Source organism: Corynebacterium sp. HMSC074C05, assembly GCF_001838325.1.
GTDB classification, from domain to species: domain Bacteria; phylum Actinomycetota; class Actinomycetes; order Mycobacteriales; family Mycobacteriaceae; genus Corynebacterium; species Corynebacterium amycolatum.
In genome coordinates, this window is record NZ_KV836277.1 from 12,561 (window position 1) to 25,238 (window position 12,678).

The following is a 12,678-nucleotide window of genomic DNA, read 5'->3' on the forward strand; positions in this document are numbered from 1 at the left end:
CACTTATGTTTCACTAAGTGCCATGAGTCTGTTCTCTCGGAACGAAAAAGATCTTCCTGGCATTTCGGGGACCGTGCGGGACGGTTCCCGCCTGGAGCGTGCGCTGAAGCGCATGGGCGAAGGCGACATCGTGGTGATCGATGCGCCGGATATCTCGCGTCCACTGGCACAGCAGTTGATTGATGCCAAGGTCGCCGCAGTGGTGAACACCGGCGCGTTTACCACGGGTTTTGTGCCGAATTACGGCCCGCAGATGATGCGCGACGCCGACATCGAAATGGTGCAGAACGTCGGCGACGAGGTCTTTGAGAAGCTCAAGGACGGCAAAAACGGCAGGCTTGACGACGGCAAGCTCTACCACGGTGACCGCCTGATTGGTCAGGGCGACGAGGTCGACCAGGACGAGCTCGAGCGCGCCTTCGACGAGGGCCGCACCAGCATGGTCGACCGCCTGGAGGCGCTTTCCGGCAACTTGGTGGAGTTCGCCAAGACTGAGTCCCCGCTCTACATCGATGGCCTGGGCATTCCGGACGAGACGGAGCCGCTGCGTGGCCGCAAGGTGGTTGTAGTCAGCCCTGGTGAGGGACACCGCAAGACGCTGGAAGACTTAAAGAACTTCATCCGCGAGTACGAGCCGCTGCTCATCGGCGTCGACACCGGTGCCGACACGCTCTTCGACCTGAAGTACGAGCCGGACTACATCATCGGCGACCCGGAGAACATCAACTCCGAGGCGCTGCGGTCTGCCGGTTGCGTGATCCTGCCCGCTGATCCGGACGGTCACGCGGTGGGCCTTGAGCGCATTCAGGACCTCGGCATTGGCGCCATGACCTTCCCGGCGCTGTCCGATTCCGCCACTGACCTGGCGCTGGTCTTCGCCGCGCATCACGACGCCGACATGGTCGTCTCCGTAGGCGCCCCGCAGAACATCGGCAGCATCTACCACGCTGAGAACCAAAGCGGCGTGCCGTCGGCCTTGCTGTCGCGTTTGAAGGTCGGGGAGAAGCTTGTCGACGGTCGCATGGTCGCCGACCTCTACCAGGTCAATAGCCGTGGTTTCGGTGTGGCCTGGGCAATCCTGGCTATCTTTGTCGCCGTTGCGGTGATCTTCGCTATCGCTGGTACTTCCGGTGATGGTTCTGTCAGCGAGAATCTGATTGATACCTGGAACTCCATTGCACTGTGGTTCCAGGGGCTGTTTAAGTAGTTTTAGCGGTATCTTGAGCATTGTGAGCGCCTGAATTTTCAGCTGTCAGAGCTGATTGAGGCGTCGGCGAAAGGAAAAGGGACGGGCGATGGGGAAGAAGCGCAGGAGCGGGAAGTTTACAGCCGGTGTGACAGGTGCTGCCCTCGGTGTCGCGGCAGGTGCTGCGCTGGGTGCTTATGTGCTGAACCCCGCTGGTGCTGGCATTGATTTCGGCACTGGTGCCGCCTCTGAGCGCGATGCCGCTGTTGCTCGCGCTGATGCTCAGCAAGCGCGTGCCGATGAAGCCAACCGCATCATCGAGCCCATCGTCGGGGAGATTGTCAAGGACTCTCTGAAGGACGTGCCCGTCCTGGTTATCGCGACTCCCGATGCCACCGATGAGCAGCTTGCAGGGGTTTCCGAGACCCTGCGCGCTGCTGGTGCCCCGGATGCCGGCGTGTTGAAGTTGACCGATAAGTTCCTCTCTTCTGCTGGCGCGGATGAGTTGAAGGACACGGTTTCTACCTCGCTGCCGGCTGATGTGCAGCTGGATCCGGAGCGCCGTGAGCCGGGCCGTCAGGCTGGCCAGGCGTTGGCTCCGGTGTTGGAGCTGGATAAGGGTGGGGGAGAGCGAGCTTCCGCTGCCGACCGAAAGCTACTGCTGGAGGCCCTGAAGGGCGGCGGCTTCGTTGAGTATGAGGAGGGGACTCTACGCCCTGCTGCTGGCATTGTGATTGTTGGTAATCACGGTACTGTCTCGCGCGCTGCGATTGATAAGGGCGAGGACCCGGAGTTCGGCGCTGGCTTGGTCGCGGATCTGGCGGTGGCACTGGCTGAGGGCTTTGGTGCTGGCGACGACGTGGCTGGTCACGTTGTGGTGGGGACTGATGGCTTCGGACGTGAAGGCGTAGGCGCCTTGCCAGACGAGCGCTGGGGTGCTGACCCTGCCGTGAAGCGTGTGGAGGCTGTGTCTGATGCGGCGGGGCAGGTTGGGGTTGTTGAAGCGGCGAGTAAAAAATAAAGATTCATGATGATATCACTGCTTATAAATGCACTAAGGCCACAAGGGTAAACACAGAGGAGAAGGATTTTTATGCGAACGGTAGCTTTTTTTAATAATAAGGGCGGAGTGGGAAAGACCACATTGGCGTGTAATATCGCCCATATTTTGGCAACTAAGAACAATAAGAGGATCTTAATGATTGATTTGGATCCCCAATGTAATACGACGCAGTTGCTTTTGAAGGAAGACCTTTACGCGTCGATGTATTGGCCAGAAGAATCGCTAGAAGATTCAGTTACAGATCATATATTCACCGCGGTTAATCCGATGATGGCTGGAGAAGTTCTTCCTCACAAGGTAGTACCAGTAGATTCTAACGAGAACCGATTTAAAGTTGATTTAATTCCTGGGCATCCACGATTGGCGATGTTCGAAGATCTACTAGGGAAATGGTTCAGTGAGCTGTTATCTGGAGACCTGGGTGCAGTGAGAAAAACGCACTGGTTAAAGAACTTATTACAGAATTATTCAGATGATTATGATTTGGCGTTGATTGACCTGGGGCCTTCGTTGGGCGCACTAAATAGGTCGACACTTATGGCCTCGAATAACTTCCTAACTCCATTGGGTGCAGATATCTTTAGCGTGATTGCGCTAAGGAATATCGGCGAATGGATAGCTGACTGGAAAAAGCGATATGAAACTGGGATTAAGCTCTGCCTCGAGAACCACCCTAGTCTAAGTACGGAATTTAGTATTAGTGATTCTACCCTCGATATATTTTCTGGATATATCGGCTATACGGTGCAACAGTATTCAACTGTGACAATTAGAGGGGAACGTCGAGCTACGAAGGCGTTTGAGGACATTATTCGGAAAGTCCCGGAACAAGTTTCGACTCATTTGAGTTCGTTGGCAGATCACCGACTTGATGCCGAACAATTGAAACTCGGCGATATACCGAACCTTCAAAGTCTTGTGCCACTTGCTCAGTCTGTGCATTCACCGCTTCCTTCTCTCACTGGAAAAGATGGATTGGCTGGTGGGCAGTTTGCTCAACAACGACAGTATACTGAATTTATTGAAGAGGTCGCACGTCGGCTTAATGCAAATTTGGAGAGAGTTGAATGAGTGAATTCTGGCCCGAACAATTAATCGAAATATTGGGTGAGCGAAGGGGGATTGTATTCCTTGGAGCAGGGGCCAGCATAAGTGCTACTACCGGAGGCGCTAAAGGGGATACAAATACTGTCAATGAAGATGAGTATTCTTCTGTTAACCCAAATTGTAGTGCACTGCCCAAGACATATACACCAATGCCTACTTGGCGCGGTCTATTAGAAACTCTAGGTGATAAGTATAAGAATTTACATAACTGCGATGATTCATTATTATGTGAATTGAATGAGTCAATCGAACACAATCATCTCACTCATGCTGCGGAAATAATTTCCACTGTGCTCGAACCAAGTGTTATAAGAGCTGTTATTAAACGGGAGTTCGGTGGAAACCGTACTTTGAACGAAGAACTTTACGAAAAAGTTGCGCTAATTGATCAACCTGTTGTAATGACTACAAATTATGATCAGATGTATGAAAAATACTGGGACAAATTTTCGGAAAACTTTGCGAAGCTCGAAGACTTTTGTGTCCGTTCATACTTGGATAGTGATATTGTAGCACCGCTTAGAGAACCGCGTTCGCGCGTTTATCTTAAGCTTCACGGGTGTGTAAACCTTCCTGATAAAATCATCCTCAGTAAAAGTGATTATAATTTCGCCAGGCAGAGGCATTCACAGTTTTTTCAGATTGTAAGTTCGCTTATGCTAACTCGTACAATAGTTTTTATTGGCTCAGGATTGGATGGTGATCCGGATATTGAATTGCTGCTTCAAGATGCCGCTTTTGTAGGCAGCTCGACTCTTCCGCACTATGCGCTGATGAAGGGACCGGTTTCACCGGTTAAAAAGGAACATCTTAAAAATACCGCTAATATCGTCATCCTTGAGTATAGTGCTGATGCGGGCGGGGGGGCATTCCAACATGTTGAAGGTTATTAATGACCTGGCGGATTCTGTAACTGAATATCGTAATGCGAGGCACATTCCATAAAACTATTAGTTTTCTTGTGCTTGTTCAGTGGTTGTATTGATTTGCTTTTTTACGGTGTAGAGCGGATGAGATAACCTTAGGATTGAAATGTTTAAATGCGATAGTCGTTTATGCTGTTCGCTCTGAGGGTTCTTTAATTGTTATTCTGGATATATCTGGTGCGATAGCGCATCTCTTAGTTTCTAGCTTGTGAGGATGCATTGTCGATGCCGTTGTCGCCGGTTTCAGTTGTGGTTCTAATTAAGGGTTTTTCTGGTTATCGAGAATTTTAATCTTCGAGGCCCCATCGGATAATTTAAATCGGTATCTTTGGCTAGCGCATATCGCTGATTTCTTGCGAAACTTATAGTCGCGAGCTCGCTTGTGCTTCAAATCCTGTTCATTATCTTTTGGAATAGGGAACGTTATTTAATGTATGGTATATGTAGGGTTCAAAGCTTTCGGATTGGTGCATAGCTATCCTTGCAGGACTGCTGTGCCCGGCATCGTCTTAAGTTGTTGAACATTTCTTGTGGCGTAGGTAGCGATATCTCCACTTCAAGCAACTCAAAGCTGAATCTTTGAATAATGGTCAAACTTGTTAGCATTAGCTGTTCACGTACACGTTACGCTGTAACGTATAGTAAGGTCCGCTCACGCTGTATCACATCGTTTCGTTCGGACTCGGCGTGGGAATTGAATCCGAAGACTTCGGCATATTGTCCGAGGAAACATCTGCGGGAATGGCGTCGGTAAATTTCTCGACCTGCGCGTCGTGCATGTTCAGGAGGGACACTTCGTTCTTCAATGTGACGGCTCCGAAACGACTCCGATATTGATATCTCCTTCTCGCCTAGGGATCCCCTTAGCTCAACCGACTGTCGGTTAGTTCGGGTAAGAATAACGACCTGCATCGATGGGGGGGATAGAGCCGAGCTATTGTTTGACCGCGGCTGCGATGAAGATGTCATCTGGCCTCGTGGCTACCGCTGCTTGACGGAAACGCCTTTGCTCTGTCTGGAAGCTCAGGACTTTTTCGATAAGCGTATGTCCGAGCATCGGGATGCTGCGGTGCTCAGATATTTCGCCGCCGATGACGGCGAGGGGAGCTGCTCTTCAAACTCACACGAACGCAAGAACAAACAGCAGCTGGTCCACACTTTTTGCGTTCGGCTTGGTTGAGCGGGGTATCGTCGTCCCTGACGGGAAACGGGCAGGTAGTCCTTTTTTAGATACTGGTCGAGGGGAAAGTTTGTTTGGAGACTACTAGTCGTGTCGCTCTAAAGAATGCTGCTTAAGGGGAAGGGGCATCACCATCAAAAACACGTTTGTGATGGGTGACTACGTCGTGGAAATCTCTAGTTTGCGCTTGGGACTTGCTCTATTACCACGGAGACCGTCAAATCGTGCCAGTTGTCGCCGAAAAGACCGTTCGCAGGTCGTATCATTAGGAAGTACGTGCCGCGCCGCTCCCCCAGGTCAATGATTTTTTCACCTGGGTTTTCGACATCAATCGTGGTGTCTATTCTGCTAGATTCAGTGTTCAGCTTCTCATCCTGAAACATAATCGTTGCAGCTTTGCTATTCGGCTCATTTTCGTCGACTAGGGCCCCAGTGACAACGTAGTGTAGCCGTGCATGCCCATTGAGCTCGAATTTTTCCGTTGTTACTTCAGGGCGATCGTTTTCAGTTGCTGTTGTGCTAAAAACTTCAACCCATGACTGAGTAGGATTCGGCTTTGCACTCGTGCGCTGGGCAGATGTTTCAGTAGTTTTAATCGGACTTTCATCTGCTGATTCGCTGGGGGAACATGCAGTAGCTGCGAAAACTGCTAAAACCGCCAGTGAACTCAGAATTCTCTTCATAGTGAAAGTTTAGCAATGGTAAATGAAATGATTGCGTTGTTTGGGAAGTTTTGGAGGCAGAAATATGTCAATTAGCTCTGCATCCATCAGTGGTGGGGTGTAATTAATTGAACCGTATGTCTTGGATTATCTCACAGCTTTCTTCCGGCATAATATCTTCATGTCCAAGTTTTCAGAGGTCCTTGAGCAGCTACGCGAGAATCAGCCGAAGGCGAAGTATGGAATCGCTTTCGAGAAGCTCATGGTCAACTATTTCCGCACTGACCCAACTCTGAAAGCGCAGTTTGACGAGGTCTATCGCTGGTCGGACTGGAAATACAACGGGGGAGCGCCTGATACCGGCATCGACTTGGTCGCACGTCGCATAGACGACGGCACGTGGGTAGCCATCCAGTGCAAGTTCTATATGCCAACAACTCGCTTGGCCAAGGCCAACCTCGATTCATTCTTTGAAGCGTCTGGGCGATCCTTTACTACCGAGTCTGGCCCGGAACACTTCGGCAGCCGCATCATTATTTCGACGACTGACCATTGGTCCTCGCACGCAGAAGAAGCTCTTGCTAATCAGCTGATTCCAACCAGCCGCATCGGCACGGCAGCAATCGCCGAATCTCCGATTAACTGGGATGTCGCTTTCCCCGGCTCCGAAATCCAGATCAATCTCTCGCAGCGCGAAACCTTCGAGCCCCGCCCGCACCAGCAAGAAGCTATTGATAGCGCCATGGCTGGGTTTGCTACCCACGACCGTGGCAAGCTCATCATGGCTTGCGGCACTGGTAAAACCTTCACCGCTCTCCGCCTCGCTGAACGTGTAGCTGAGGAGAACGGTGGCAAGGCTCGCATCCTCTTCCTGGTGCCATCCATTTCCCTGCTGTCGCAAACTCTCAAGGAATGGACAGCACAGGGACGCCTGGATATGCGCACCTTCGCGGTGTGTTCTGACTCGAAGGTCTCCCGTAAAGCCGAGGATATTGCGACCTACGACCTAGAAGTCCCCGTCTCAACCAACGGCATTCAAATTGCTGAGCGATTTGAATCCGGCAAGCGGGCCAAGGGGCTCCACATTGTCTTCTCCACTTACCAGTCGCTGCCGGCTGTTCATGAAGCCCAGCAGCAAGGGCTCGACGACTTCGACCTAGTCATTTGCGATGAGGCACATCGCACCACCGGCATTACTCTCGCTGGGGAAGATGCCAGCAACTTCGTCCGTATCCACGACGCCGGTTACATCAAGGCCTCGAAGCGACTCTATATGACGGCCACGCCGCGTCTGTATGACGATTCTGTCAAGGGCAAGGCCCAGGACCACTCAGCTGAACTCGCCTCCATGGATGACGAAGCAATCTACGGCCCAGAGTTCTATCGTCTCGGATTCGGCGAAGCCGTAGAAAAAGGCCTGCTCACCGACTACACGGTTCTCGTCATGACTGTTGACGAGTCCGTAGCCGCCGATGCCATGGCTCGCAGCCAGAACAGCCAGATCAATCTCACTCTGGCTTCGGCAATGATTGGTGCATGGAATGGCCTAGCAAAGCGCTCCGGTTCTCTGCAGGGTAAGAAGGGCGGCTTCGATGAAGATGCCGCACCTATGCAGCGTGCTGTGGCATTCGCTCGTGACATCAAGACATCGCAGGCAATTGCTGATTCCTATCCGCAACTGGTGAACATGCATCGAGAACTGCTCGAAGAGAAGGCAGTTCTCAATAATGTCTCGCTGCACAACGTGGACGTTTCTATCTCTGCGCAGCATGTCGACGGCAGTATGAACGCTCTTGAGCGTGGCACCAAGCTTTCCTGGTTGGAGTCTCCAGCCATTGAGCAGCACACTCGCGTGCTCACAAATGCCCGTTGCTTGTCCGAGGGCGTCGATGTCCCGGCGCTGGACGCTGTCATCTTCTTCAATCCGCGTAATTCCATGGTCGACGTGGTGCAGTCTGTCGGTCGCGTCATGCGCAAGTCCGAAGGAAAGGATTACGGCTACATTATCCTTCCAGTCGCAGTCGCCCCGGACGTTTCGCCGGCGCAGGCACTCAATGACAACGTACGTTTCAAGGTTGTCTGGCAAATCCTGAATGCGCTTCGAGCGCATGATGACCGGTTCAATGCCAAGGTCAATTCCATCGCGCTGAACGAATCGAATCCTGCTGAAGAGTTGCCAATCGAAGTCGACCACATCGGCAAAAAGGATTCCCAGAAAACGGGCTCCGACACCGATTCCGAGAGCGCTTCTCCCACCGATGCCATTAACGAGGCCGAAGCCGACTCGGTGAAGAATCCGCAGCCGCTGTCCGATAATGATGAGCTAACTCAACAGCTCGTACTGTTCTCGTTGGATAAGTGGCAGGAAGCCATTTACACCAAGCTCGTGGACAAGGTCGGCACCCGCACATACTGGGAGGATTGGGCGGACGATGTCGCCACCATCGCGGGAAACCAAATTACGCGCATCAAAGCGCTTGTCGACGGCGCCGATGCCAACCTCCGAACAGAATTCGATAGCTTCGTCGAGGGTCTGCGCAACAACCTAAATGATGGCATCAGCGAAGATGATGCTATTTCAATGCTCTCGCAGCACCTCATTACAGCTCCGGTCTTCAACGCTCTTTTCGAGAACCACGACTTCATCACCCATAACCCCGTGGCTCAGGTTATGGAAAAAATGGTTGGGGCCCTCTCCGAAGCCAATCTTGATACCGAAACCGACTCCCTCGAGAAGTTCTACGAGTCCGTACGTGTTCGAGCCTCCGAGGTGAGCTCCGCTTCCGGTAAGCAGCAGGTCATCAAGGAGCTTTACGAGCGCTTCTTCCAAAAAGCCTTCAAGAAGCAGGCTGAGTCTTTGGGCATCGTCTACACCCCAGTCGAAATCGTGGACTTCATCCTGCGCGCTGCGGATGACGTGTCAAAGAAGCACTTCGGCAAGGGGCTTAGCGACGAAGGCGTCTGTATCCTCGATCCCTTCGCCGGCACCTCTACCTTTACAGTTCGCCTTCTGCAGTCTGGCCTCATTAAGCCGGAGGACCTTGCCCGCAAGTACGCCAACGAGCTCTTCGCCACCGAGATCATGCTGCTGGCTTACTACGTTTCTGCTGTCAACATTGAGTCCACCTATAACGCACTGCGTGAAGAAGCGGCACTGCGCAATGGTGAACCAGTACCGGAGTATGTTCCCTTCGCCAACATTGCGCTGGCTGATACTTTCCAGATTCATGAGGAAGGAGACATCCCGGACCTCAATATCTTCCGCGAGAACAACGCCACTATCGAGCGGCAAAAGAATGCACCAATCAACGTGGTAATTGGTAACCCCCCATATTCAGTTGGTCAGAATAATGCAAACGATTTTAATGCCAATCTGAAGTATCCGAGCCTAGATTCTAGGATTGCGGAAACCTATGTCTCGCGCAGCAGTGCACGGGTTAACCATACCCTCTATGATTCGTACCTTCGAGCCTTCAGGTGGGCTACTGATCGGATAAGTGACCGAGGGGTAGTTGCATTCGTCTCTAATGGTGGTTGGCTGGAAAGCAACACTGGAGACGGCGTGCGTTTGTCTATGTCAGATGATTTTACTGATTTATATGTGTTCAATCTCCGTGGCAACCAGCGGACTGCAGGTGAACAGTCACGGAAGGAAGGTGGCAAAGTCTTCGGTTCTGGTTCGCGAAACACTGTAGCCATCACGATCGGAGTAAAGGACCCAACTAAGTCTGCCTTTAAATTGCACTACCGGGATATCGGCGATTATCTCACGACTGCACAGAAACTCGATATCGTAGCAAATTCTGCAATGGAGCAAATGCGCTGGCAGGACGTTATTCCAAATAAGGAAGGTGATTGGTTGAACCAGCGGACGGCGGAGTTCGCGACCTGGCCGGTGCTGAGCGCCAAGAATTCGGGTAAAGAAACCTACTTCAAGAGTGGATCGGGCGGACTCGCAACAGGCAGAGATTCCTGGAATTACAGTTTTTCAGAGGCTAAGCTTGCGCGCCAATGTGAATCGTTGTTGTTTGGCTATGAGAAAGCAAGAGGACGCTTTATCGATGAAGTTCCGTCGGGTGGAAACCGAAGTGTGTTCGTAGATTTCCTACGAAAGAACGCCTCAGAGCTTGCTGATCCGGCAAAAATCAAATGGTCCGTTAGTCTTGAAACGGCTGCCGCTGCGGGACGTGAATCCGAAGCTTTGGATAAAGATTACCGCGTTGGGATTTATAGACCGTTTTGCTCCCAGTATTCGAATTTCAGCGCACTATTAAATCATTCACGGTATCAACTCCCATCAATGTTCCCGACCCCAGTGCATCAAAATATTGGTTTTGTTGTGATGGCTCCCAGAGACGCGGCAAACTTTGCGGTGCTTGCGACTGAGCTCATGCCCGATCTATCTTTCTTTACATATACTGGCCAATTCTTCCCCCGCTTTACTTGGGTCGCTGTAGAGGCCGATGATGGTGCGCTATTTGGTGAGAACAGCGTCGTAAAGCAAAGCGAAACTAGTGTCTACGGCGAGATTGGTGAGATTGTTGACGGCTATGTGCGCCTGGACAACATCACCGACGAAATCAAAAAGATTTACCGTGATGCGCTGGGTGCGGACATTACAGGCGATGACATTTTCCACTTTGTCTACGGCAAGTTGCATGACCCCGCTTACCGCACGAAGTATGCGGCTGACTTGAAGAAGATGCTGCCGCATATTGAGACGCCTTCATCGCGTTCGGAGTTCGATAAGTTTGCTGCTGCGGGCAAGGAGCTGATGGACCTGCATGTGGGTTATGAGTCTGTGGAGCCGTGGCCGTTGGATATCCAGGTTAAGGGTGATGAGTCTGACCGTGAGACCTGGCGTGTGCTCAAGATGAGGTGGGCCAAGCGCAAGAATCCGGAGACCGGTAAGAACGTTAATGACGTGACGAAGCTGATTTACAACAAGCGCGTGACCATTGCCGGCATTCCGGAAGAAGCCGATGGCTACATGCTGGGCTCGCGTTCAGCGGTGGCATGGCTGATTGATCGGTATCAGGTCAAGAAGGACAAAGCCTCCGGCATCGTTAACGACCCGAACGACTGGGTTGACGCGGTGGGGAACCCGCGTTACATCGTGGACCTCATTGGGCGCGTGGTGCGGGTGGCTATGGAGACAGTTCACCTGACTCATTTTAAGGAAAATATTGACGTTAAGTAAGGAAGTAGAAAGAATGCATCCTAATAGTTATCAATTTCGGTGGGGGGCTTATTTATATTTGGTAGTATTTGCGTTCTTGGTCGCATTCTTAACCCTTTTTATAGAGATTACTGTAGCAAATGAAATATTTGAATCTGAGGGGCTCGAAAAATTATTTTATGACCAAAATCCACTGGGATTAGGTAACTTAGTAACTATAATCACTGGTTTTGGAATTATAATAACAGTTCAAAAAGGTCTCAAAGGTACAACAGAGAAAACAAGTGTTTATCGAATACTTAGATTTGCGATACAGATGTGGCCTGTTCTCTATTTTCTGTCTCTGTTTTTCGAACTACGGAGTCGTTTCAATTTGGCGGATGAAAATCTCCGTGCAGCGAGCGGATACGAATTAATTTTAGTGCTACTGAAGGGGTTTTCGATAAACCTTCCTTTTATTCTTAATCTAACGTCAATATTGGTTTTGTGTGGAGTTACCGATATATTGATGAACGCTCGAGAACGATATGACTTTGAAGCTCAAGAGGAACAGCTATTTTTAGAAAATCAACGAGAGAGAATCAACCAAAAATATAAGGATCTTAATTCGTTCAAGGTTAATCCCTTAAATAATGAGAAGAATTCATCGTTGAAAGACCCCAATTTTAAAGATAAAAATGTCAAAAAGGTGTACAGGAGATATAGGAATAGTGCCGTAATAGTGCCTGAGCCTCATTTTGGAGTATTATGGCATTTTTTATCTAGTGTAATTATTGTTGGAGTGTTATTATTTTTTGATAATTTATTCACTTCTGTTGGTGTACTGATCGTTTCATTGGTGGGATATTGTTATTATATTACCCACTCGGCAATTTATTTCAGATATGTTAGATTCGTTAATGGTATCGAATTTTTCATTGTGTTACTCGTTTCCTCTTTAGTATATCCTGTATTCGCTATTTTATCCTTGACTAGAATAGCATCTTCTGGTGGATATTTGCCGGTAAGGTTTATGCTTATCTCTATAATTGGTGTTTTTCTATTAGTGTCTTTAACGTTAATCTCGGTTTCTATTGGTAAAAGTAGTTGTTTCTTTAGAAAATTTGAAATTATAGTTTTTATTCATGCGCTAACCGAGCTTCAAAAAGAATCTGCCAATAATGAAAGTGAATTGTTGCAATTTGTTGAGGTGGATTGAGTAACTTGCACTATTTTATAGCTTGAACTTGTTGCTATGTTTGGATTAAATATGGACTAATTCGTCTTTTGAAACCCTCGGTTGTCAATAGTTAAGTTGCTTGAAAGTCTTTTGATGTGATTCACTGCTGACTTTAGGGTAGTAGTGGTTTTTCGCCCGTATTTCCGGTATTGCTGT

Annotated in this window: 7 protein-coding genes; 6 read left to right on the forward strand and 1 reads right to left on the reverse strand. The window is 49.9% G+C overall.

Features of this window, described 5'->3' with window-relative positions:
* Positions 1-22 precede the first annotated feature (22 nt).
* The 4 genes from steA to HMPREF3042_RS10540 all read left to right on the forward strand — a co-directional run bounded on the left by steA (position 23) and on the right by HMPREF3042_RS10540 (position 4,249).
* A complete protein-coding gene (steA, locus tag HMPREF3042_RS00075; protein ID WP_070855729.1) occupies positions 23-1,207 on the forward strand; it encodes a putative cytokinetic ring protein SteA in 1,185 nt (394 codons plus the stop codon).
* Between the two features lie 88 nt (positions 1,208-1,295).
* Positions 1,296-2,207: a copper transporter gene (locus tag HMPREF3042_RS00080; RefSeq protein ID WP_070855730.1), complete on the forward strand. Its 912-nt coding sequence runs from the start codon at positions 1,296-1,298 to the stop codon at positions 2,205-2,207.
* A gap of 72 nt (positions 2,208-2,279) precedes the next feature.
* Positions 2,280-3,320 carry a ParA family protein gene (locus HMPREF3042_RS00085; RefSeq protein ID WP_070855731.1) on the forward strand — a complete coding sequence of 347 codons (1,041 nt, stop codon included), beginning with the start codon at positions 2,280-2,282 and terminating at the stop codon, positions 3,318-3,320.
* Positions 3,317-4,249 (forward strand): SIR2 family NAD-dependent protein deacylase, encoded by a 933-nt coding sequence (locus HMPREF3042_RS10540; RefSeq protein WP_083327382.1) that lies wholly within the window; start codon positions 3,317-3,319, stop codon positions 4,247-4,249. Before HMPREF3042_RS00085 ends, HMPREF3042_RS10540 begins: the two co-directional genes overlap by 4 nt.
* Before the next feature lie 1,389 nt (positions 4,250-5,638).
* On the opposite strand, the gene HMPREF3042_RS10730 is transcribed toward HMPREF3042_RS10540, so the two are convergent.
* The gene (locus HMPREF3042_RS10730; protein ID WP_141764767.1) at positions 5,639-6,145 is read right to left on the reverse strand and encodes a hypothetical protein; all 507 of its coding nucleotides are present in this window, start codon (positions 6,143-6,145) and stop codon (positions 5,639-5,641) included.
* Positions 6,146-6,305: 160 nt separating this feature from the next.
* Between HMPREF3042_RS10730 and HMPREF3042_RS00100 the strand changes: the two genes are divergently transcribed.
* Positions 6,306-11,324, forward strand: a complete 5,019-nt coding sequence (locus tag HMPREF3042_RS00100; RefSeq protein ID WP_070855734.1) for a DEAD/DEAH box helicase — start codon at positions 6,306-6,308, stop codon at positions 11,322-11,324.
* 13 nt (positions 11,325-11,337) lie between these two features.
* Positions 11,338-12,501, forward strand: a complete 1,164-nt coding sequence (locus tag HMPREF3042_RS00105) for a hypothetical protein (protein ID WP_070855735.1) — start codon at positions 11,338-11,340, stop codon at positions 12,499-12,501.
* The last annotated feature ends 177 nt before the right edge of the window (positions 12,502-12,678 follow it).

Excerpts from the sequence above, each read along its gene's own strand:
- steA (WP_070855729.1), top strand. The coding sequence starts at position 23 with ATGAGTCTGTTCTCTCGGAACGAAAAAGATCTTCCTGGCATTTCGGGG.
- HMPREF3042_RS00080 (WP_070855730.1), top strand. The coding sequence starts at position 1,296 with ATGGGGAAGAAGCGCAGGAGCGGGAAGTTTACAGCCGGTGTGACAGGT.
- HMPREF3042_RS00085 (WP_070855731.1), top strand. The coding sequence starts at position 2,280 with ATGCGAACGGTAGCTTTTTTTAATAATAAGGGCGGAGTGGGAAAGACC.
- HMPREF3042_RS10540 (WP_083327382.1), top strand. The coding sequence starts at position 3,317 with ATGAGTGAATTCTGGCCCGAACAATTAATCGAAATATTGGGTGAGCGA.
- HMPREF3042_RS10730 (WP_141764767.1), bottom strand. The coding sequence starts at position 6,145 with ATGAAGAGAATTCTGAGTTCACTGGCGGTTTTAGCAGTTTTCGCAGCT.
- HMPREF3042_RS00100 (WP_070855734.1), top strand. The coding sequence starts at position 6,306 with ATGTCCAAGTTTTCAGAGGTCCTTGAGCAGCTACGCGAGAATCAGCCG.
- HMPREF3042_RS00105 (WP_070855735.1), top strand. The coding sequence starts at position 11,338 with ATGCATCCTAATAGTTATCAATTTCGGTGGGGGGCTTATTTATATTTG.